24 protein-coding genes, 1 tRNA gene and 1 pseudogene are annotated in these 19,917 nt (G+C 67.6%); 13 read left to right on the top strand and 13 right to left on the bottom strand.

Annotation, left to right across the window (positions count from 1 at the left end):
* The first annotated feature begins 2 nt into the window (after positions 1 to 2).
* A complete protein-coding gene (locus ACFTSA_RS09500) occupies positions 3 to 1,025 on the top strand; it encodes a YeiH family protein (protein WP_377951133.1) in 1,023 nt (340 codons plus the stop codon).
* Between the two features lie 137 nt (positions 1,026 to 1,162).
* On the opposite strand, the gene ACFTSA_RS09495 is transcribed toward ACFTSA_RS09500, so the two are convergent.
* Positions 1,163 to 1,348 carry a hypothetical protein gene (locus ACFTSA_RS09495; RefSeq protein WP_377951023.1) on the bottom strand — a complete coding sequence of 62 codons (186 nt, stop codon included), beginning with the start codon at positions 1,346 to 1,348 and terminating at the stop codon, positions 1,163 to 1,165.
* Positions 1,349 to 1,382: 34 nt separating this feature from the next.
* On the opposite strand from ACFTSA_RS09495, the pseudogene ACFTSA_RS09490 reads away from it, so the two are divergent.
* Positions 1,383 to 2,354 (top strand): annotated as a pseudogene (locus ACFTSA_RS09490) (M1 family metallopeptidase); the annotation flags it as partial.
* 78 nt (positions 2,355 to 2,432) lie between these two features.
* On the opposite strand, the gene ACFTSA_RS09485 reads toward ACFTSA_RS09490, so the two are convergent.
* Positions 2,433 to 3,266 carry a hypothetical protein gene (locus tag ACFTSA_RS09485; protein ID WP_377951022.1) on the bottom strand — a complete coding sequence of 278 codons (834 nt, stop codon included), beginning with the start codon at positions 3,264 to 3,266 and terminating at the stop codon, positions 2,433 to 2,435.
* 5 nt (positions 3,267 to 3,271) lie between these two features.
* Here ACFTSA_RS09485 and ACFTSA_RS09480 point away from each other — a divergent pair.
* Together ACFTSA_RS09480 and ACFTSA_RS09475 are read left to right on the top strand one after the other, a co-directional pair.
* A tRNA-Pro gene (locus tag ACFTSA_RS09480) sits at positions 3,272 to 3,369 on the top strand.
* Positions 3,327 to 3,671: a hypothetical protein gene (locus ACFTSA_RS09475; protein WP_377951021.1), complete on the top strand. Its 345-nt coding sequence runs from the start codon at positions 3,327 to 3,329 to the stop codon at positions 3,669 to 3,671. The genes ACFTSA_RS09480 and ACFTSA_RS09475 overlap by 43 nt, the downstream gene beginning before the upstream one ends.
* Before the next feature lie 72 nt (positions 3,672 to 3,743).
* Here ACFTSA_RS09475 and ACFTSA_RS09470 read toward each other — a convergent pair whose 3' ends face one another.
* From ACFTSA_RS09470 to ACFTSA_RS09450, 5 genes are all read right to left on the bottom strand, one after another.
* Positions 3,744 to 4,838 carry a biotin/lipoate A/B protein ligase family protein gene (locus ACFTSA_RS09470; protein WP_377951020.1) on the bottom strand — a complete coding sequence of 365 codons (1,095 nt, stop codon included), beginning with the start codon at positions 4,836 to 4,838 and terminating at the stop codon, positions 3,744 to 3,746.
* An 82-nt stretch (positions 4,839 to 4,920) separates the two neighbouring features.
* Positions 4,921 to 5,178, bottom strand: coding sequence for a type B 50S ribosomal protein L31 (locus ACFTSA_RS09465; RefSeq protein WP_003802336.1), 258 nt, complete (start codon positions 5,176 to 5,178; stop codon positions 4,921 to 4,923).
* 168 nt (positions 5,179 to 5,346) lie between these two features.
* Positions 5,347 to 6,156 (bottom strand): TrmH family RNA methyltransferase, encoded by an 810-nt coding sequence (locus ACFTSA_RS09460; RefSeq protein ID WP_377951019.1) that lies wholly within the window; start codon positions 6,154 to 6,156, stop codon positions 5,347 to 5,349.
* A gap of 19 nt (positions 6,157 to 6,175) precedes the next feature.
* The gene (locus tag ACFTSA_RS09455; RefSeq protein ID WP_377951018.1) at positions 6,176 to 6,961 is read right to left on the bottom strand and encodes a sulfite exporter TauE/SafE family protein; all 786 of its coding nucleotides are present in this window, start codon (positions 6,959 to 6,961) and stop codon (positions 6,176 to 6,178) included.
* An 18-nt stretch (positions 6,962 to 6,979) separates the two neighbouring features.
* Positions 6,980 to 7,765, bottom strand: coding sequence for an ABC transporter ATP-binding protein (locus ACFTSA_RS09450; protein ID WP_377951016.1), 786 nt, complete (start codon positions 7,763 to 7,765; stop codon positions 6,980 to 6,982).
* A 91-nt stretch (positions 7,766 to 7,856) separates the two neighbouring features.
* Between ACFTSA_RS09450 and ACFTSA_RS09445 the strand changes: the two genes are divergently transcribed.
* Together ACFTSA_RS09445 and ACFTSA_RS09440 are read left to right on the top strand one after the other, a co-directional pair.
* The gene (locus ACFTSA_RS09445; protein ID WP_377951015.1) at positions 7,857 to 8,216 is read left to right on the top strand and encodes an ArsR/SmtB family transcription factor; all 360 of its coding nucleotides are present in this window, start codon (positions 7,857 to 7,859) and stop codon (positions 8,214 to 8,216) included.
* Between the two features lie 71 nt (positions 8,217 to 8,287).
* Positions 8,288 to 9,412, top strand: a complete 1,125-nt coding sequence (locus ACFTSA_RS09440; protein ID WP_377951014.1) for a cation diffusion facilitator family transporter — start codon at positions 8,288 to 8,290, stop codon at positions 9,410 to 9,412.
* On the opposite strand, the gene ACFTSA_RS09435 is transcribed toward ACFTSA_RS09440, so the two are convergent.
* Positions 9,404 to 9,544, bottom strand: a complete 141-nt coding sequence (locus ACFTSA_RS09435; protein WP_377951013.1) for a CGNR zinc finger domain-containing protein — start codon at positions 9,542 to 9,544, stop codon at positions 9,404 to 9,406. The genes ACFTSA_RS09440 and ACFTSA_RS09435 overlap by 9 nt on opposite strands.
* 221 nt (positions 9,545 to 9,765) lie before the next feature.
* Between ACFTSA_RS09435 and ACFTSA_RS09430 the strand changes: the two genes are divergently transcribed.
* Positions 9,766 to 11,028 (top strand): MFS transporter, encoded by a 1,263-nt coding sequence (locus ACFTSA_RS09430; protein ID WP_377951012.1) that lies wholly within the window; start codon positions 9,766 to 9,768, stop codon positions 11,026 to 11,028.
* Here the strand turns inward: ACFTSA_RS09430 and ACFTSA_RS09425 are convergent.
* Positions 11,005 to 11,808 carry a phosphatase PAP2 family protein gene (locus ACFTSA_RS09425; protein ID WP_377951011.1) on the bottom strand — a complete coding sequence of 268 codons (804 nt, stop codon included), beginning with the start codon at positions 11,806 to 11,808 and terminating at the stop codon, positions 11,005 to 11,007. The genes ACFTSA_RS09430 and ACFTSA_RS09425 overlap by 24 nt on opposite strands.
* A 137-nt stretch (positions 11,809 to 11,945) precedes the next feature.
* Between ACFTSA_RS09425 and serB the strand changes: the two genes are divergently transcribed.
* Entirely contained in the window at positions 11,946 to 12,851 is a 906-nt protein-coding gene (serB, locus tag ACFTSA_RS09420) for a phosphoserine phosphatase SerB (RefSeq protein WP_377951010.1), read from the top strand.
* A gap of 77 nt (positions 12,852 to 12,928) precedes the next feature.
* Here serB and ACFTSA_RS09415 read toward each other — a convergent pair whose 3' ends face one another.
* The 3 genes from ACFTSA_RS09415 to ACFTSA_RS09405 form a co-directional block, all read right to left on the bottom strand.
* Positions 12,929 to 13,789 carry a VOC family protein gene (locus ACFTSA_RS09415; protein WP_377951009.1) on the bottom strand — a complete coding sequence of 287 codons (861 nt, stop codon included), beginning with the start codon at positions 13,787 to 13,789 and terminating at the stop codon, positions 12,929 to 12,931.
* A gap of 221 nt (positions 13,790 to 14,010) precedes the next feature.
* Entirely contained in the window at positions 14,011 to 14,763 is a 753-nt protein-coding gene (locus ACFTSA_RS09410; RefSeq protein WP_377951008.1) for an SDR family oxidoreductase, read from the bottom strand.
* A gap of 175 nt (positions 14,764 to 14,938) precedes the next feature.
* Complete coding sequence (locus tag ACFTSA_RS09405; protein WP_377951007.1) at positions 14,939 to 15,664, bottom strand: beta-ketoacyl-ACP reductase; 726 nt, start codon at positions 15,662 to 15,664, stop codon at positions 14,939 to 14,941.
* Between the two features lie 118 nt (positions 15,665 to 15,782).
* Here ACFTSA_RS09405 and ACFTSA_RS09400 point away from each other — a divergent pair, with 118 nt between their 5' ends.
* The 4 genes from ACFTSA_RS09400 to ACFTSA_RS09385 are packed head-to-tail and all read left to right on the top strand — an operon-like array spanning position 15,783 to position 17,864.
* The gene (locus tag ACFTSA_RS09400) at positions 15,783 to 16,250 is read left to right on the top strand and encodes a DUF3099 domain-containing protein (RefSeq protein WP_377951006.1); all 468 of its coding nucleotides are present in this window, start codon (positions 15,783 to 15,785) and stop codon (positions 16,248 to 16,250) included.
* Positions 16,247 to 16,507, top strand: a complete 261-nt coding sequence (locus ACFTSA_RS09395) for a hypothetical protein (protein WP_377951005.1) — start codon at positions 16,247 to 16,249, stop codon at positions 16,505 to 16,507. The genes ACFTSA_RS09400 and ACFTSA_RS09395 overlap by 4 nt, the downstream gene beginning before the upstream one ends.
* Positions 16,508 to 17,380, top strand: coding sequence for an SURF1 family protein (locus tag ACFTSA_RS09390; protein ID WP_377951004.1), 873 nt, complete (start codon positions 16,508 to 16,510; stop codon positions 17,378 to 17,380). It begins immediately after the preceding gene.
* A 16-nt stretch (positions 17,381 to 17,396) separates the two neighbouring features.
* Complete coding sequence (locus ACFTSA_RS09385; protein ID WP_377951003.1) at positions 17,397 to 17,864, top strand: YbaK/EbsC family protein; 468 nt, start codon at positions 17,397 to 17,399, stop codon at positions 17,862 to 17,864.
* Between the two features lie 36 nt (positions 17,865 to 17,900).
* Here ACFTSA_RS09385 and ACFTSA_RS09380 read toward each other — a convergent pair whose 3' ends face one another.
* Positions 17,901 to 18,173 carry a dihydrofolate reductase family protein gene (locus tag ACFTSA_RS09380; protein WP_377951002.1) on the bottom strand — a complete coding sequence of 91 codons (273 nt, stop codon included), beginning with the start codon at positions 18,171 to 18,173 and terminating at the stop codon, positions 17,901 to 17,903.
* Positions 18,174 to 18,762: 589 nt separating this feature from the next.
* Between ACFTSA_RS09380 and ACFTSA_RS09375 the strand changes: the two genes are divergently transcribed.
* On the top strand, positions 18,763 to 19,650 hold the full coding sequence (locus ACFTSA_RS09375) for a pentapeptide repeat-containing protein (protein ID WP_377951001.1): 888 nt from the start codon (positions 18,763 to 18,765) through the stop codon (positions 19,648 to 19,650).
* The last annotated feature ends 267 nt before the right edge of the window (positions 19,651 to 19,917 follow it).

The following is a 19,917-nucleotide window of genomic DNA, read 5'->3' as shown; positions in this document are numbered from 1 at the left end:
GGATGACGCATCAGAACTTTACCCGGATTCTGCCCGGCCTGCTCACCGCCGTCGTCGCCCTGGCCTTCGCGTTCGCCATCCATGCCGCCGTGCCCGCGCTGCCGGCCATGACCCTGGCCGTGGTCCTGGGCCTGCTGGCAGCCAACCTGCCCGGCACGGCCGTGTGGACGGCCGGGCGGGCCCGGCCCGGGCTCGACTTCGCCGGCAAGCACCTGATGCGCGGCGGCATTGTGCTCCTGGGCCTGAAGGTGAGCGTCTCCGACGTGCTGGGACTCGGCTGGCTGGCCCTGCTGCTCATCGCGGGGGTGGTGGTGGCCAGCTTCGCGGGCACCTACGGGATTTCCCGGCTGTTCAGGCTTCCGTCCGATACGGCCCTGCTGATCGCCACCGGGTTTTCCATCTGCGGCGCCTCGGCGATCGGCGCGATGGCGGCGGTGCGGCGGATCGGCCACCGGGACACGGTCCTCCCGGTCGCGCTCGTGACACTGTGCGGGACGCTGGCCATCGGTGTGCTCCCGCTGCTGGTCCATCCGCTGAAGCTGAGTACCGGGGCCTTTGGTGCGTGGACAGGTGCCTCGGTCCACGACGTCGGGCAGGTGGTGGCCACGGCGCAAACCGCGGGTCCGGCGGCACTGGCTCTCGCCGTCGTCGTTAAGCTCACCCGGGTGATTCTGCTGGCACCCATGGTGGCCATGGCCGGCACAGAACAGCGGATCCGGCACCGCCGCGAGGCAGGCAGCGCAGGCAGGCCAGCCGAAGGCAGGCCGCCAATAATCCCGCTGTTCGTGACCGGATTCATCGCGATGGTGGCGCTGCGTTCCAGCGGCTGGCTCTCCGCCGGGTGGCTGGAGGCCGCGGCCGGCCTGCAGGACGTCCTGCTGGGAGCTGCCCTGTTTGGCCTGGGCTCGGCGGTGCGCATCCGCACCCTGCTGCACACCGGGGCGCGCGCCGTGCTGGCCGCCCTCGCGGCGTGGCTGCTGATCGCGGTCCTGGGCCTGGCCGCCGCGCTGCTGATGGTGCCATAACGCGCATGGTTCAATAGCTGGGTGCCGAACCAGAATCTCCAGCGCAGCGAAGCGGCAGAGCGGTCCGCCCTGATCACCACCCACAGCTACGACGTCGCGCTCGACGTCCGCAGCGCACCGGATCCGGAGAAGCCCGGTTACACCAGCCGCAGCACCATCGCTTTTTCGGCGGCGCAGCCGGGAGCGTCCACGTTCCTGGACTTCATCGCGGGTGACGTGCACAGCGTGGTCCTCAACGGCGTGGAACTGCCGGTCGCGGACGTGCTGGACGGGGCACGGATCCGGCTGGACAACCTGCAGGCCGAGAACAGAGTGACCGTCACCGGCACTGCCCTCTACAGCAGCTCGGGCGAGGGCATGCACCGGTTCTTCGACCCGGCCGACGGCCAATGCTATCTCTACACCCAGTACGAGCCGGCCGATGCCCGCCGGGTCTTCGCGAACTTCGAACAACCCGACCTCAAGGCCAGGTTCACGTTCTCCGTCACCGCCCCGGCCGGCTGGGAGGTGGCCTCCAACGGCGCCGTGGCGGCGCGGCTGGCCCTGGCGGAGGACGCCGGGGCTACCCGCTGGGACTTCGTACCAACGCTGCCCATGTCCACGTACATCACCTCCGTGCTGGCCGGCCCCTACTTCAAGGCCGAGGACCACTGGAGCAGGACGGACGACGGCGGGACGCGCCTTGACGTGCCGCTGGCCCTTTACTGCCGGGCTTCCATGGCGCCCTCGTTCGACGCCGCCGAGCTGTTCAGGCTCACCAGGCAGGGGCTGGACTTCTTCAACGGGCTGTTTGACTACCCGTATCCGTGGGGCAAGTACGATCAGGCCTTCGTGCCCGAATACAACCTCGGGGCCATGGAGAACCCGGGCCTGGTCACGTTCACGGAAAACTACGTGTTCACCTCCCGGGCCGCCGATTCCCAGTACCAGGGGCGGGCGAACACCCTGCTGCACGAGATGGCGCACATGTGGTTCGGCGACCTCGTGACCATGCAGTGGTGGGACGACCTGTGGCTCAAGGAATCCTTCGCGGACTACATGGGCACCCTCGGCGTGGACCGCGCCACGGACTGGGACACCGCCTGGGTCAACTTCGCGAACAACCGCAAGGCTTGGGCCTACGTGCAGGACCAGTTGCCCACGACCCACCCGATCGTCGCCGACATCCCGGACCTCGAGGCGGCCAAGCAGAACTTCGACGGCATCACCTATGCGAAGGGAGCCTCCGTCCTCAAGCAGCTCGTGGCCTACGTCGGCTTCGACGCCTTCATTGCCGGCTCCCGGCAGTATTTCAGGGACCACGAGTATGGCAACACCACGCTGGCTGACCTCCTCGGCGCCCTGGCCGCTTCCTCCGGCCGCGACCTCACCACCTGGGCGAGGCGGTGGCTCCAGACATCCGGCATCTCAACGCTGAGCGCCGAACTGGAGACCGCTGAGGCGGCCGACGGCACCGCCATCCTCGAGCGGGTCACCCTGCTGCAGGACGCCCCCGATCCCGTCACCGGGCGGCAGGAGCCGCGCCCCCACCGGCTGCGGATCGGGCTGTACAACTTCGGCGACGACGGCACGCTGGCCCGCACTGATTCCGTGGAGACCGACCTGGCCGGCGGGGCCGAGGAAATAGTTCAGCTCGCCGGGAAGTCCCGGCCGGCCCTGCTGCTGGTCAATGACGAGGACCTGACATACGCCAAGGTCCGGCTCGACCCCGTCTCCGAGGGCACCGTCCGATCCTCGCTGGACCGGATCAGCGACCCCATGGCCCGCGCCCTGAGCTGGTCCGCGCTGTGGAATTCGGCCCGCGACGGCATCACGCCGGCTGCGCGGTATGTAGACGCTGTGCTCCGCTTCGCCGCCGCCGAGACCGGCATCGGCGTACTGCTGAACATCCTGGGCAACGCCACGCTGGCCATTGAGCAGTACGTTCCGGCCGTGGAGCGCGAAGCGCTGCGGAAGTCCTTTGCCGAGGGCGCGGCACGGGAACTGTATGCTGCGGAGCCGGGCTCGGACCAGCAGCTCGCCTGGGCCAGGACGCTTGCCGCGGTCAGCAGGACCGAGGGCGGCCAGGCGGCACTGGTCCGCGGCCTGCTGGACGGCAGTGCGCGGGTGCCCGGACTGGCTGTGGACGCGGAGCTCCGCTGGAGCCTGCGGCACGCGCTGGCGGCCCTTGGCCTGGCCACGGTGCAGGAGCTCGACGCGGAACTGGCCGGGGACACCACGGCGTCCGGCCGGGCGGGCCATGCCACGGCGCTGGCCGCCCGGCCTGAACCGGCGGTGAAGGCGGCGGCCTGGGACGCCGCAGTGCGCGGGAAGGAGCTTTCCAACCAGCTGCTCAGCGCCACCATCGCCGGGTTCAACACCGCATCCGTAGAACTCCTGGACCCGTTCGTGGAACCGTACTTCGAGTGCCTGGAAACGGTGTGGGCGGAGCGGAGCATCGAAATCGCCAGCCGGATCGTCCGCGGACTCTACCCGGGCGTCCAGGATCTGGGCACGGCCGGAAACCCGGAGGACCACCCCGTGCTGGCCCGCACCGACCGCTGGCTCGCAGAGCACCCGGACGCGCCGCGTGCCCTGCGGCGGATCATCGTCGAACAGCGGAGCCAGCTGCACCGGTCGCTGGCCGCCCAGGCAGTGTCGGCGTAGGAACACCATCGACTGCTCCGTAGACACCCTTCAGACCCGTCAGAAGGGCCGGTGGGGAGCACTCGATGGGGCTCAGGGCACCCGGTGCAGCCAAGCGTCCGTGCCGAACTTTGACGCGACACGGTCACGGGCTGTCGCAAGCTCCTGGTCCGTGATCTCCGACGGGGTGGCCCCGTAGCGTTCGGCGAAGACCTCCATCATGGCCGACACAATTTCCGCGCGGGCCAGGCCGGTCTGGCGGCGCAGCGGGTCCACGCGCTTCTTGGCGCTGGTGGTTCCCTTGTCCGAGAGCTTCTCCTTGCCGATCCGGAGCACGTCCACCATCTTGTCGGCGTCGATGTCGTAGCTCATGGTCACGTGGTGGAGCATGCCGCCGTTGGCGAGCCGCTTCTGGGCCGCGCCGCCGATCTTGCCCTGGCCGGTGGCGATGTCGTTGAGCGGGACGTAGAAGGCGTCGATGCCGAGCTTCTTCAGGGCCGCCATGACCCAGGCGTCGAGGAACGCGTAGGAGTCGGCGAAGCTGATGCCGTCCACGAGGGTCTGCGGCAGGTAGAGCGAGTATGTGATGCAGTTGCCCGCCTCCATGAACATCGCTCCGCCGCCGCTGATGCGCCGCACCACCGTGATGCCGTGCCGGGACACGCCGTCGGGATGCACCTCGTTGCGGTAGGACTGGAAGCTGCCGATCACCACCGACGGTTCCTCCCAGTCCCAGAAGCGGATGGTGGGGTTGCGGCGGCCGGCGCCAACCTCCTCGGTGAGCACCTCGTCCAGCGCCACATTCAGGTGTGTGGGCAGCACGCTGGGCGCGATGATGTTCCAGTGGTGGTCCGTCCAGGCGGTGGCCTTGGCCAGCGCCCTGCGGACGGCGACGGCCACGGCGTCGGCCGAGAACCCGAACAGCACCGTGTCCTCCGGAAGTGAGGCCTCCACAGCGGCGGCGATCTCGGCCGCCGTCGAACTTTCCGGCAGCCCCTTCAAGGCTCCGTTGATGGCCAGGAGGGCCTCGTCCGGTTCCAGGAAGAAATCGCCGCTCAGGGAGACGTCCGTGAAGGCGCCGTCCTCGACGTCCAGGTCCACCACCACGAGCTTGCCGCCCGGGACCTTGTACTCACCGTGCAGCCGCGGGGCCGCCTCCTCTATCGCAGAACCAGGTGTGGCAGTCATGCCTTCCATCCTGCCCCACAAACGCGAAAAGCCCGCACCGTTGCCGGTGCGGGCTTTCCAAAGAACCTTGGGGAGAAGTGAATTACTTCTTGCCGCCGAAGCCCTTGAAGCGAGCGTTGAAGCGCTCGACGCGGCCAGCGGAGTCCATGATGCGCTGTTTGCCCGTGTAGAACGGGTGGGACTCGGAGGAGATTTCGACGTCGATGACCGGGTAGGTGTTGCCGTCTTCCCACTCGATGGTCTTCGAAGAAGACACGGTGGAGCGGGTCAGGAACTTCGTGCCGGAGGCCAGGTCGTTGAAAACAACAGCTTCGTACTTCGGGTGGATATCAGACTTCATAATGGGACCTTTTGTTCACGCAGCTGGATTTTGCCAGTTGCCAGGTATGAATGGGATGGCTTCCGTCCGCGCTTCGGCCAGCCGCGAGGCCGGTGAAAAACACACGGGAACCAGCTGTCAATCATAGCGGATCGCGGCGGAACTAACGAACCCGCCCTACCGGCCGATTCAGTCCCGCGGCCGCAGCTCCCAGAAGGCGACGGCGGACGCCGCCGCAACGTTCAGAGAGTCCACACCCGCCCGCATCGGGATCTTCACGGCGAGGTCGACGGCGGCAAGCGTGTCCGCGCTCAGGCCGGCACCTTCCGTGCCTAGCACCAGGGCGAGCCGCTCCGGGTTTCCTGCCGCCAGTGCGTCCAGGTCCATGGCATCGTCGGTGAGTTCCATGGCCGCCACCGTGAAGCCCTGCTCCTTGAGGACGGTGAGGTCCTGCGGCCAGCTTTCCAGCCTGGCCCACGGCACCTGGAAGACGGTGCCCATGCTGACCCGGACGCTGCGGCGGTACAGCGGATCGCCGCAGCGGGGCGAGACCAGGACGGCGTCGACGTCCAGCGCCGCCGCCGACCGGAAGATGGCGCCAACGTTGGTGTGGTCCACGATGTCCTCCAGGACCGCCACGCGCCGGGCTCCGGCCAGCAGTTCCGGCAGCGGGACCGGGGCCGGGCGGTGCATGGCCGCCATGGCTCCGCGGTGGAGGTGGAAGCCGGTGATTTCCTCCAGGAGTCCGGCGCTGCCGATGTATGCCGGCACGTCGGGGTACTGCTCGAAGATGTCCGCGAGGTCCGCAACCCACTTTTCGGCGAGGAAGAAGGACCGCGGCCGGTGCCCGGCGGCGAGGGCGCGCCGCAGGACGCGGGAGGATTCGGCGATGTACATGCCCTCGGCGGGCTCGCGGAGCTTCCGCAGGTGCACGTCCGTCAGCTGGGTGTAGTCCGCGACGCGCGGATCGGCAGCCGACTCGAGATAGTGGAAAGTCACCGGGCAGTCATCTCAGTCATTACTTGAGCAGGTTCGCGACAAGGAAGCCGAGCGCCACCAGGCCGAGGGCAAAGATAACGCCGCGCAGCACGGGCGGCGACAGGCGGCGGCCGACCTTGGCGCCGACGAGGCCGCCGATGAGGGAGCTGACGGCGATGATGGCCACCACCGCCCAGTTGATCCGGTCGAAGGCAAATAGCAGATAGGACGCGGCCGCGATCAGGTTCACACCCAGCACCAGGACGTTCTTCATGGCGTTGGCGTTCTGGATGGTGCCCGTCATGAACACGCCGAGGATGCCCACCAGCAGGATTCCCTGCGCCGCGACGAAGTAGCCGCCGTACACGCCGGCCAGGAAGACGAGGACCACCAGCAATAGGCCGTGGTGCTTGTCCCGCAGGGCGTGCTCGGGGTTTTCCTCACGGGTCCGCACCCACTGCTGGAGCCGGGGCTGGAACACCACCATCAGCAGGGCCAGGACAATCAGCACCGGCGCCGCGTAGTGGAAGACCTTCTCCGGCAGGTGAAGCAAGAGCCAGGCGCCGCTGATGCCGCCCAGCAGGGACGCCGGGAGCAGCCGCAGGAGCTGCCGGCCGCGGCCCTTCAGCTCCCGGCGGTAACCCCACGCCCCGGCCGCGCCGCCGGCGACCAGGCCCATGGCGTTGCTCATGGATGCCGTCACCGGCGCGATGCCCAGGGCGATCAGCACCGGGAATGTGACCAGGGTTCCGGACCCGACGACGCTGTTGATGGTGCCGGCCCAGAGGCCGGCGAAGAACACAAGGATGCCGCTGAAAAACTCCACGCTGTGCCGGCTGCCCCGTTAGCGGCGGGCGGTTGCCGTGTAACGGCCGGCGTTCACCGAAACGTCCAGGGGCAGGCCGAACGTCTCGCTCAGGTTGCCCGAGGTGAGGACCTCGTCAACCGGCCCGGCCGACACCACTTCGCCGTCGCGCATGAGCATGGCGTGGGTGAAGCCGGGGGGTACTTCCTCGAGGTGGTGGGTGACCAGTACGATCGCCGGCGCGTCCTCATCCAGGGCCAGCTGGCTGAGACGGTGCACCAGGTCTTCGCGCCCGCCGAGGTCCAGGCCGGCGGCGGGCTCGTCGAGCAGCAGCAGTTCCGGGTCGGTCATGAGGGCCCGGGCGATCTGCACGCGCTTGCGTTCACCCTCGGAAAGCGTGGAGAACTTGCGGTTCAGCAGCGGGCCCATCCCCCAGTCGTTCAGGAGGGCGAAGGCACGGCGCTCGTCGTCCTTCTCGTAGCCTTCGCGCCAGCGGCCGGTCACACCGTAGGCCGCGGTGACGACGACGTTGAGCACTTTCTCGTACTCGGGGATCTGGTTGGCCAGGGCAGCAGAGGAGAGGCCGATCCGTGGCCGCAGCTCGAAGACGTCCACCTTTCCGAGACTTTCATCCAGGATGCCTGCGATGCCGCTGGTGGGGTGGAGGCGTGCCGCGGCGATCTGCAGCAGAGTGGTCTTGCCGGCGCCGTTGGGGCCCAGAATGACCCACCGTTCGCCCTCCCTGACCTGCCAGTCCACCTTGCTCAGGAGCGTCTTGGCTCCGCGCACAACGCTGACGGCGGCCATTTCAAGAACATCACTCATAGAAGTAGACACTAGGACAAAACACGGTGGGACTGATAACCGGTAACGCCGGCCGTCGGGCCGCCATCTTCATTTATGACAATATATGCGTATGAACGCAGATAAGCATCCTTGCAGGCTCGACGTCGACAGCCAGTACGTGGAGCTCGCGGTGGAGATTTTCGCCATGCTGGCAGACGCCACCAGGGTGCGGATTATCCTGGCCCTGCGGGAGGGTGAGATGGCCGTGGGCACCCTGGCCGAAGTGGTCGGAAAGTCGCCGGCGGCCGTGTCCCAGCACCTGGCCAAGATGCGCCTGGCACGCATGGTGTCCACCCGCCAGGACGGAACCAGGGTCCTCTACCGGCTAGAAAACGAGCACGCACGCCAGCTCGTCGCGGATGCGATCTTCCAGGCCGAGCATGCGCTAGGCGGGCAGCCGGCCCATCACCGCATGGGAGCAGCATCGTGACCGACCGGAGTGTGACCGACCGGAGTGTGAATGACCGGACTCCGAGCGACCGGACTGGGAGTGAGGGGACAGTGGCGCACAGTGTGCATCATCACCCCGAGCACGGGCACGACCACCCGCATGGCCACGCAGGCGATCATGGCCACACGCACGGACTCGATCACTCACACGGGCTCGATCACTCACACGGCCACGACCACGGCCACACGCATCACAAGGGCCTAGGCTGGCTTTTCGAGCTCTTCGTCCCGCACACTCATGACGCCGCCGACTCGGTCGATGACGCTCTCGAGGCCAGCGAGCAGGGCATCGGGGCGCTGAAGATCAGCTTGTTCATGCTCCTCGGGACCACTGTCCTGCAGTTCCTCGTGGTCCTGGTGAGCGGTTCGGTGGCGTTGCTGGCTGACACCATCCACAACTTCTCGGACGCCCTGACCGCCGTTCCGCTGTGGATCGCCTTCATCCTCGGCCGCCGCGCGGCCACCCGCCGCTACACCTACGGCTTCGGCAGGGCCGAGGATCTGGCAGGACTGTTCATCGTGGCCGTCGTTGCTCTTTCGGCCGTACTGGCTGCCTGGCAGTCGGTGGACCGGCTCATCCACCCGCAGTCGCTGCAGAACCTGGGCTGGGTCATGGGCGCCGGGCTGATCGGCTTCGCCGGAAACGAGGCAGTGGCGATTTACCGCATCAGGATCGGACGCCGGATAGGCTCGGCTGCGCTGGTGGCCGACGGCGTCCACGCGCGAATGGATGGCTTTACCTCACTGGCCGTGGTGCTTGGCGCGGGCGGCGTCATGCTCGGCTTCCCGCTGGCGGACCCCATCGTTGGCCTGCTGATCTCGGCGGCCATCATCGTCCTGCTGTGGGGAACCGTCCGCAGCATCGGGCGCCGGCTGATGGACGGAATCGAGCCGGAACTCGTGGACCGCGCCCGCCGCACCCTTGACGGCACACCCGGAGTCGTTGATGTGAAACGCGTGCAGTTGCGGTGGGTAGGGCACCGCCTTCAGGGTGCGGCGACCATCGCCCTCGACGGCGGAGCCAGCCTTCTGCTGGCTGAACAGACCGTGCACGAGGCCGGGCACCGGCTCCGCCACGCCCTGCCCAAGCTCGCCGAGATGACTCTCACCCCGGTGCCCGCGTCAACCGGACCTGTGTCAGCCCGATCAGTGCCCGCCCGACCAGGGTCAGCCTGACCGCCCCCTGCCCCGGTAGCGCCGGACGGCGTCGGCGTTTCCGCACCGGGCCGAGCAGTACGCACGGTTTCCGCCGCGGCTCGTGTCGGCAAACACGCGGTTGCAGTCCCGCCACCCGCACACGCAGTTCATCTTGGCTTGCGGGCGTGATTCGGGGCGAGCGGAACAGGTGACTCGCCAGGAGGTCCTGCAGTGCACCGCCGTCCCACGGGCCGTCGGCGAGCATGTTGACCAAGGATTCCGCCAGCCGCACTCCGTGCATATTGTCATGGTTGAACTGCATAGACCCATGACATCAAAGTTGATGTGTGGAGTTTTCCACGACGAGCACCTGCCCGAGGGGACCACGCAACTTGACCAGCACCGCCGAAGCAACCCGTTCCACCCAGCGCCGAATCGTGCGGACCCTGTCGGTCGCGCAGATCTTCTCCGGCCTGGGCAACGGCTCAACCCTGGCCCTGGGCTCCATCCTGGCCGTTGACCTGTCCGGCTCCGAGGCATGGGCGGGGTCCGTCAACACCGCCCTCACGCTGGGCACCGCGGCTACGGCGATTCCGCTCTCGCGGCTGGCCCTGCAGCGGGGCCGCCGCGTGGCTCTGACCACCGGCCTGGCCGCGGCGATCGCCGGCACGTTCCTGATGGTGACCGCAGTGACTCTGCAACTGTTCGTGGTCCTGCTGGCCGGATCCTTCCTCGTCGGCCTGGCTTCGGCGGTCAACCTGCAGGCCCGCTTCGCTGCGACGGACCTGGCCGAGCCGGCCCACCGGGGACGGGACCTGTCCCTGGTGGTGTGGGCGATCACCATCGGTGCCGTCGCGGGGCCCAATATGGTTTCCCCGGGAGCGGTTCTGGCCGGCTGGCTGGACATTCCGCCTGCTGCCGGCCCCTTCCTGATCTCCGCGCTGGGGATGGTGGTGGGCGCGGCCATCGTGGCACTGTCGCTGCACCCGGACCCGCTCTTGACCCGCCGCGCCCTCGACCGGGTGGACCTTGCACCTGCTGCGAAGCTTTCCGGCTCCTGGCAGGAAGGATGGCGGATCGTCAGGCAGCACCCTACAGCCCGCGGAGCCGTGGTCGCAGTCGTTGCGGCCCACGCGGTAATGGTCGCCGTGATGTCCATGACACCGCTGCACATGCAGCACCACGCCGGACACGATGCGGGCAGCACTGACACCATCGCACTGATCGGCCTGACGATCTCCCTGCACATCGCGGGCATGTACGCCCTGTCGCCGTTGATGGGCGTCCTCACCGACCGCCTCGGGCCGCGCACCACTGCGCTCGCAGGCCTGCTCACCTTGCTCGCGGCTGTGGCACTGACCGGACTGGTGTCCCAGAACATGGGCTCGGTCACAGTCGGCCTGATCCTTCTCGGACTGGGGTGGTCGGCAACCACCGTTGCCGGTTCCACCCTGCTGATCGCGTCGCTCACACCTGCTGAACGTGTCCCGGTGCAGGGGTTCTCGGACGCCACGATGTCCCTGGCCGGGGCAGTGGGAAGCGCGGCAGCAGGGCCCATCATGGGCCTGACCGGCTACTCCGGCGTAAGTGCCCTGGCGGCCGCGGTGGTCGCCGCCGCAGCCGCGGCGCTGCTACGCCTGCGCGTCCAGGGCTGAGGGATCAGAAACCCGCAAACTGCTTGGGGTCCGGCCGGTGCGCGCTGCGGAACGATTCTTCGCCGTGCCGTGCCGGGCAGAACCGTGCTTGGCAGTGCCGTGCCGGGCTGCGTCGGTGAACACCGCCACCGCCGCTACCACCAGAGCCACTCCGAAGGAAGCCGCGACGTCGGTGAGCCAGTGATAGCCCAAATACAGCCTGCTTAAGCCAACCAGCGCCGTGACTGCAAAGGCGGCGGAGAACCCGAGTGCCGCCGTCGTACGCGTCCCCGACCGTGACAGGACCAGGTAGGCGAGCACAACAGTGAACACGCCTATGCCTACGGTGTGGCCCGAGGGGAAGGAGAGGGCGTCGTCCGGTCCGAGCAGGAAATCGGAGGTGGGCGGGCGCGAACGGGCCACGAATTGCTTGATGAGGGTTGTCAGCACAACGGCCAGCACCATGGCACCCATCAGCACGGCCGGACGCCACAGTTCCTTCTTCCACAGCGCCCACGCCAGGGCAAACACCCCGCCGATGACGGTCAGTGCTTCCGGCGATGTCACGGTGGTCAGCGCCGCCAGGAGCACGGTGGCCGGGGGATTCCGGGAATCCACCATCAGGCTGTGCACGGGACCATCCAGCGCTGCAAGCCCCGAATCCGACTGGACGGCAGCGAACATGAGCCAGAAAACAGCGTCACCGGCCACCAGGAGAGCCCCGGCCCAGCAGAAAAGGACCTGCTGCGACGCTCTCAGCAGGGGCGCCGGGCGCAGACGCGCTATCAGGGCAAAGAGCATCGGGCCATTCTGCCGGACCGGCCTCCGGGTTGGCCGGACGTTTGCTGGGAACCGGCTGGGGGCAGCTGCTGTGGTGCCATGGCTGATCCCGCGCAACGGTTTCGGGCGGCGGCGCAGCGCTGGCTAAGATTGCAGCCATGACTTCGAACGTGACTGCGGTCAGCTATGGCCTGAAACTCTCCCCCTCGGAACCGGAAATCCTGCGGTCACTGCTGGCGGGCTCCGGCGCCACCTTCGGAGAAGCCTCCAGCGCCGGGAACGGACGCTTCGACGTCTGCACCGTGGACTTTTCCGTACCCTCGGGCTCCGCTGCGGACCTCGCCGGCCTGCGGCACGCGATCGCCGTCGCGAAGGAGAACGCGGAGCGGACCGGCGTAGACACTGCCATCGTTCCTGCCGAGCTGCGGAACGCCGAGCGCAAGCTGCTGATCATGGACGTCGACTCCACCCTGATCCAGCAGGAGGTCATCGAACTCCTTGCCGCCTACGCCGGAAAGCGGGACGAAGTCGCGGCCGTCACAGAAGCTGCCATGCGCGGTGAGCTCGACTTCGCGCAAAGCCTGCACGCCCGGGTGGCTGTCCTCGCGGGGCTGCCGGCCGCCGTCGTCGACTCGGTCCGCGCGGAAGTGAAGCTAAGCGAGGGTGCCGCCGAACTGGTGGCCGCGTTCAAGGCCGCAGGCCATGCCGTGGCCGTGGTGTCCGGCGGATTCAACCAGATCCTCCGCCCCATCGCCGAGGAGCTCGGCATGGACTACTGGATCGCCAACGAGCTGGAGATCGTGGACGGTGCCCTGACCGGCAAGGTCCTCGGCGCCGTGATCGACCGTGCCGCCAAGGAAAAGTACCTCCGCGAATGGTCGGCCGCCGAGGGCATCGCGTTGGAGCACACCATCGCGGTGGGCGACGGCGCCAACGATCTTGACATGCTCGGCGCCGCGGGCGTCGGCGTGGCCTTCAACGCCAAGCCGGCCGTCCGCGCCGTGGCTGACGCCGCCATCAACATGCCGTACCTCGACGCGGTGCGGCACATCGCCGGCGTCTGAACAGTCTGAACTCGAGCGGCCAGAACTGGAAACCCGAGCGGAGCCAGTGGCCCGACGGCGGGCCTGATTTGACGCACCTAGAAGCCCGACGGCGGCGTGAACTGGCTTGCGGTGAACACGGCACCGCCGGGATCGCGGACCAGGGCGGTCCGGGTCCACATGGTGTCATCCTGCCCCAGGACGTGGCCGCCTAGGCGCTCGGTCTCCTGCACCGCCCGGTCCCGGTCCGCCACGGTGAAGGTGACATGCCAGTGCGGCCGCTCCCCTGCGGCGACCGGAGCGAGCCAGCCCACGGCGTCCGCGAAGCCGCCCGGCACCATGTCCCCGGACTGCCGGGCCCGGATCCCAGGGTCGACGGTGGCTTCCAGATGGTCGCCGTAGCCGGGGCGGCGGATCATGATGCCGAAGTCGAGATGGTCGAACTCCCAACCGAAAGCCCTGGCGTAGAAGTCCGCGGCGGCCTCCGTGTCCGCAGTGTGGAGGTCGCTGAAGTTCCAGCCTCCCGGCAGGTTGACGGACTGGGCGCCCGGCCGCTCCCCCGGCTGCCAGATGCGGAACTCGGCACCTTCGGGGTCGGCGAGCGATGCCCGGACGCCGCCCACGCCGGTATCGGCGGGAGCTGACTTCAGGGTAGCCCCGGCCGACAGTAGGTGCCGCACGGCCGCCTCTGCATCGTCAACCGCGATGTACGTGTTCCATGCGGGCACGCCGTGGGGACCGGCGCCCAAGCCGGTGATGGCGCCCGCCTCCTGGCCGCCCAGCCGGGCGATCACATAACTGCCAGTATCTCCGGGAGGCGCCGTACCGCCGTCGAACTCCCACCCGAGCAGTCCCCCGTAGAACGCCCGGGCCGCTTCAACATCGGGCTGCTGGCTGTCCACCCAACACGGCACGCCGGCCGGATAGGTCCGTTTCTGTACTCCCGCGTCCTCTGCCATGGCTACGACCCTAGGCGCGATGGGGCGTCCGGACAACGCCTGCGCGGGCGTGGCTTCAGTCCAGGATGGGAGCGAAATGCCGAGCTGGGCACGAAGACCCAGCGACGGTGAGGCTGCAGGCACGGCGAAGACCAGGCACGCCGAAGGCCCGGCGCTGCTGCGCCGGGCCTTCGGGGTGCATGCACCGCGTCTGAAGCCCGCGGAGCCAAAAGCCGGGGTGGCTAGCCGGCGTTCTTGCCGAAGTAGTCAGCGCCGCCGGCGTATTCCGTGTGGCCGGACTCGACGTCGGCGGTGGCCATGCTGGCAACCACCGCGGCGAATTCCTCCACGGAGTACAGCTTGCCGGCCTCGGCACGGCGGGCCTCGATGGCGCCCGGGTTTGAGCGGTCCAGCAGCGTGGCGGTGACGGTGCCTTCGATCATGTCGCCGGATACGACCACCAAGGAGATGCCCTTGTCCGCCAGGTTCGGCAGCAGTTCGCGCAGGGCGTCCTCGCCGGCACGCTTGCTGCGGGCCACGGGCTCGTACTCGGGCATGGTGGCCACCGAGTTGATGAAGTGGGCCTGGTGGCTGGTCACGAAGACCACGCGGGAGCCTTCCTTCATGAGCGGCACGGCGGCGTTGAGCATGTTGACCTGGGCGTCGCGGTTGAGCTTGAGGGCGTAGCCCTCCTCCATGCCGGATTCCATGCCGCCCGAGGCGTTGAGGACCAGCACGTCGAGCGAGCCGAAGTTTTCCATGGCGGCGCTGGCCAGCGCCTGCACGCCTTCGAGGGTGGTCAGGTCCGCGCCCACGGCGACGGCACGGCCGCCGTCGGCCTCGATCCCGGCCACCACCTTGTTGGCGCGCGGCGCCTTCTGGCGGTAGTTAACGACGACGGCGGCGCCCTCGCCCGCGAGGATCTTGGCAACTTCGGCGCCGATGCCGCGCGAAGAACCGGTGACGATGGCTGTCTTGTTGTCCAGCTGTCCCATGTGGGCTCCCTTGTCTCAATTTGTTCAAAACGTCTAATTGCTGATGGCCTGAAGTCCATCATGCCAGCGGGGACGCCGGTTTCCTTTGTGGGAACACCACAAAGAACCGGCGGTCTCCGCGTGGGCAAAGTTGTGCCGGCGCCGCGCCCGGTGCCGGTGCCGGTGCCGGTGGGGCCTAGTGCCCCATGCCGAGGCCGCCGTCGACGGGAATGACGGCGCCGGAAATGTAGGCAGCCTCGTCACTGGCGATCCAGCGCACCACATTGGCCACCTCGGAGGCTTCGGCGAAGCGGCCGGCGGGGATACCGGACAGGTAATCCTTCTGGGTTGCCTCCGGCAGTTCGGCCGTCATGTCCGTGTTGATGAAGCCGGGAGCCACTACGTTCGCCGTGATTCCGCGCGATCCGAGCTCGCGGGTCAGGGAGCGGGCCATGCCCACGAGCCCGGCCTTGGAGGCGGAGTAGTTGATCTGGCCCGGCGCGCCGTACAGGCCCGAAACTGAGGAGATGAGCACCACGCGGCCCCGGCGCAGGCGGATCATGCCCTTGGAGGCCCGCTTGATGACGCGGAACGCTCCGGTCAGGTTGGTGTCGATGACGGAGGTGAAGTCGTCCTCGCTCATGCGCAGCAGCAGCGTGTCCTTCGTGATCCCGGCGTTGGCCACCAGCACCTCGACCGGGCCGTGGGCGGCCTCAACCTCGGCGAACGCGGCGTCAATGGAGGCCTCGTCGGTCACGTCGGCCTTGACCCCCAGGACACCCTCCGGCAGCTTCGATTCGCTGCGGTAGGTCACGGCCACCTTGTCGCCGTTGGCCAGGAATGCCTCAGCAATGGCGAGGCCGATGCCGCGGTTTCCGCCGGTGATGAGGACGCTGCGGGCCGCGGTTGCTGCTTCAGACATGTGTGCTCCGGATTTCCGCGGAGCATGGCTCCGCTGTGGTGGCTGGAATTTTGACTGCCTCCGATCTTATCGCCCGATTGGGAGCCAACTTCGGATGGTGAGAGAATTGGGGTAGCCATTGGAGCGTGATGAGACAGTCGTGATACCTGAACCCCAACCCGGACAGCAGACGCCCGGGAAGCGTGACGCAGCCGCCGGCCATCCGGAAGTAATCAGCATCACGGACGCCGCCGCGGCGCATTCCGAAGACATGCGGGAGCGCATGATCAAGTACGCCCTCGCCATGGGTATCCGCATGGTGTGCCTGATTCTGATCTTCGTGGTGGACGGCTGGTTCAAGCTGGTCGCTGTGGCGGGCGCGGTATTTCTTCCGTGGATCGCTGTGGTGATCGCCAACGGTTCGGACAAGGCGGAGATCCACAGCGACGCGCTGCTCGATTACACGCCGTACGCTGAGCTGGGCACTGCCGAGGAGTCCGGGACTGCGGAAAGCGCCGACATGGCCGACGAGCCGACGGTGCTCCAGGGCGAACTCATTGCTGACGACGAAGAAGACGACGACGGCCGGGGACAGAAAGCTTCATGAACATTTTCAACCTGGGTGACGGCAGCGGCGAGCCTGCCGGCCCGGCATCCGCGGCCACGTGCTCCCGCAAAGCCTGCCGGGCCGATGCGTCCTGGCAGCTGCTCTGGAACAATCCCAAGATCCACACGCCCGAACGCCGCAAGGTATGGCTGGCGTGCGGTGACCACAAGGCCTGGCTGGAGGACTACCTGCAGACGCGCGGGCTCTGGAAGGAAACCGTGCCGCTGGAGGCCGCCGGAACAGGCAGGAACAGCTGAATGTACAAGTTCCTGTTTTCCAGCAAGTGGCTGGGTTACCTCCTGCTGGCCGCGATCTTCGCCACCGGCTGCGTGTTCCTGGGCCGCTGGCAGATGGACCGCCGGGCTGAGACGCTGGCGGAAATCCAGCGTGTCACGTCCAACTACTCCGCCCCTCCCATCACGTTCGCGCAGGCCCGCGAAGAGTTCAACCAGCTGGAGCCTTCAAAGGAATGGACCCAGGTTAAGCTCGAGGGTACCTACGACGTCGACGGGCAGCGGATTGTGCGTAACCGGCCACTTAACGGGCAGCCTGGCTATGAAGTGGTGGTGCCGTTCAAGCTCGTGTCCGGCGAGACCGTGGTGATTGACCGCGGCTGGCTGCCGATCGGCAACAAGACCCCCGGCCGGCCGGACTCCATTCCGGCCCCGCCGTCCGGAAAGATCACGGCCGTGGTGCGCCTCAAACACGGCGAACCGACGCTGCAACGCGGCGCGCCGGAAGGCCAGCTGGCCTCCATTGACCTGCCGACCTACGCCGCCGAGCTCGGCTATCCGCTGCTGACCGGAGCCTACGGGCAGCTCGCCTCGGAGACGCCGCCGGTGGCGGACATGCCGCAGCCGTTCCCCGTGCCCTCGGTTGACGAGGGGACGCACCTGTCCTACTCACTGCAGTGGTTCGCCTTCGGCATCCTCATGTTCGTGGGCTTTGGGTACGCGGCCCGGCAGCAGGCGCGCAACGCCGCCATGGATGCCGAGGACGCGGAAGCGCTGGATGGCGAGCCTGCGCTCACCGCCGCGGGAGCCCGCCGTCGTCCGCCGGCACCACGGAAGCGCAAGCGTCCGACGGCGGAAGAAGAGGAAGACGCGATCCTGGATGCCCAGGGCTACTGACGACAGGAGCACTGACATGCTTGCCGACCCGGTAGCCAACGTGCGCCGTGCCCTCACCGCAGCAGGCGCCCGCGACACCGTCACGGTTCTGCCCGGTGCAGTTCCGACGGCGGCCGCCGCTGCTGACGCGCTCGGCTGCGACGTCGCGGCCATCACCAACAGCCTGGTGTTTGAAGTGGACGGCACTCCCCTGCTGATCCTCGCCAGCGGCGCCGCGAAAGTGGACGTCCGGCTGGTCGCTTCCCAGCTGGGCACCGGGCGGATCCGCCGGGCGGCACCGGACTTCGTGCTGCACCACACGGGCCAGGAAGTCGGCGGGGTTGCACCGGTAGGGCATCCCGCCAAGATCCGCACCCTGCTGGATGCCTCGCTCCAGGAGCATTCGACACTTTGGGCCGGGGCGGGCGACCACCACTCCATGTTCTCGATCAGCTACGGGGAACTGCAACGTATTACTGACGCCCACGCGCTTCGGGTGCGCTGACTGCTTTCCGTGCGCTGACCTACGGTTTCCCCGGACTCAGACGTGCAGGGTGGGCCGGTAGATGAGCTGTTGGGTGTGGCCGTCGAGTGTCCGGCTCTCGATCAGTTCGAGGTCAAAGTCTGCGGCACCCTGGAAGATCGGTTCTTGTCCGGTCTGGCCGGTGATCACTGGGAAGACGGTCACCTGGACGCGGTCCACCAGACCGGCGGCCATCAGTGCCCGGTTCATCGACAGGCTGCCGTGGGAGCGCAGCGGCACATCTGACTTCTCCTTGAGCCGGGCGACGACGTCGACGGCGTCGCCACTCACGACAGCTGCGGGCCGGCCAGTCGAGCGGTTCCTGCAGCGTTCGCGACACCACCGTTGCCGGCAGGTTCGTCATGTGCGTGACCCAGGGGTCACGGACCTCGGAGCCCTCGCTGCTGGAGGCCAGCATCCGCGCGAAGGCCCGATACGTATTGGCGCCAAAGACCATCCGCTGCTGCTCCCCATAGAAGGCGACGCGGTGTTCCAGCAGTTCGGGACCCTGCTTGCCCCAGTAGCCGCCCCAGTTGCCGCGGTTCGAGCCGAAGCCGTCGAGGCTGGAAAAGACGTCGAAGGTGTAGGTGGCGCTCATGCTGTTCTCCTCGAGTTCGGCATCGGGTTTGGGAATGCAGATGTCACAGCGGGAAGAGCTTAGCCACCGAAGCGGAGGATGACCACAGGGCTGATCAGTGCCGACGTGGGGGTATTCTGGAGCCAGTGATTTTTCATTCTTCTCGCTAGCCCGCAGCAGCTGCCCTCCGGCGGCAGCGCTCCCTCGCTCCTTCATGGAGCGGTGATTCGGTGTGTCCGCTGAGGGAACTCGACGACGAGTTCCCTGTGCGACGTACACATCCGCATCATCCTTGGAGATCACTTGAGCACTTCATCCATTCTTCGTTCTACTGCCGTTCCCGGCCGGGACGGACTTCGCCCCGAGTGCAGCAACTGCTTCGCGCTGTGCTGCACCGCCTTTGGCTTTTCCCGATCCGCGGACTTTGCCATAGACAAGCCGGCGGGTACGCCGTGCCCCAATCTCGGCGCTGACTTCTCCTGCGGCATCCACGACCGGCTGCGCCCCCGCGGCTTCCGCGGGTGCACCGTTTTCGACTGCTTCGGCGCGGGCCAGGCTGTGTCGCAAGGACTGTTCGGTGGCCTCAGCTGGCGCGATCAGCCGGACAGCAGGTCCGCCATGTTCGCGGCCTTCAAAGTCATGCGACAGCTCCATGAGATGCTCTGGTATCTGGCCGAGGCGCAGGACCGCGCCTTCGACGCCGAGACCGGGAACGATGTACTGGAGCTTAGTCTCGCCATCGGCAAGGTCGCAGATGGGACAGTGCATGAAGTGCTGGCCCTTGACGTGGGAGCACTGCACGACCGGGTGCGCCAGGTGCTGAGGGACGTCAGCGAGGAAGGCCGGGCCGCTTACTTTGCGTCCGTTGACCAGCTGGATCGAAGGCTGCAGCCGGGGGCGGACCTGGCGGGCAGTGACCTCCGGCCGCTACGACTCTGCGGCGCCGACCTTCGCGGCGCCTGCCTCATCGCGGCAGACCTGCGCGGCTCCGACCTTACGGCGGTGGACCTCCTGGGCGCGGATCTCAGGGATGCGCGGCTGGAGGGCGCCGACCTTAGGGGTGCCTTGTACCTAACGCAGCCACAGCTCAACAGCGCGCGTGGCAGTCTCGACACCAGGCTGCCCGGCGGCCTTGAGGTCCCGGGGCACTGGCACGCCAGCCAGAACCGCGGTGAAACCAGGCCAGCGTGATGAGGTCCGGATAGTCATCGTTCCAGAGGTCCTCAAGTCCGTCGGGCAGCAGCATGGGCTCCGGGTTGAGGGCTTCCGCGGAGCCTCGGCGTGGCCGGGCAGGTTGACGATGACGGCTTGAGTCCCCTGTTCCGCCGTCGCCCGTTCGCCTCGATCACTGCCGTGGTACGGCGCAAACCCACCGCCTCGATCTCTGCCGTGGTGCGGCGCAACCCCACCGACCCGATGCCGCATTATCGAAGGCCAGACTTTACAGGCACTGAGTGC

This window comes from Arthrobacter sp. NPDC057013, assembly GCF_042674585.1.
In the GTDB taxonomy this organism is placed as follows: domain Bacteria; phylum Actinomycetota; class Actinomycetes; order Actinomycetales; family Micrococcaceae; genus Arthrobacter.
Note: the sequence above shows the minus strand (reverse complement) of the source record. Positions and strands in the feature narration are given on the sequence as shown.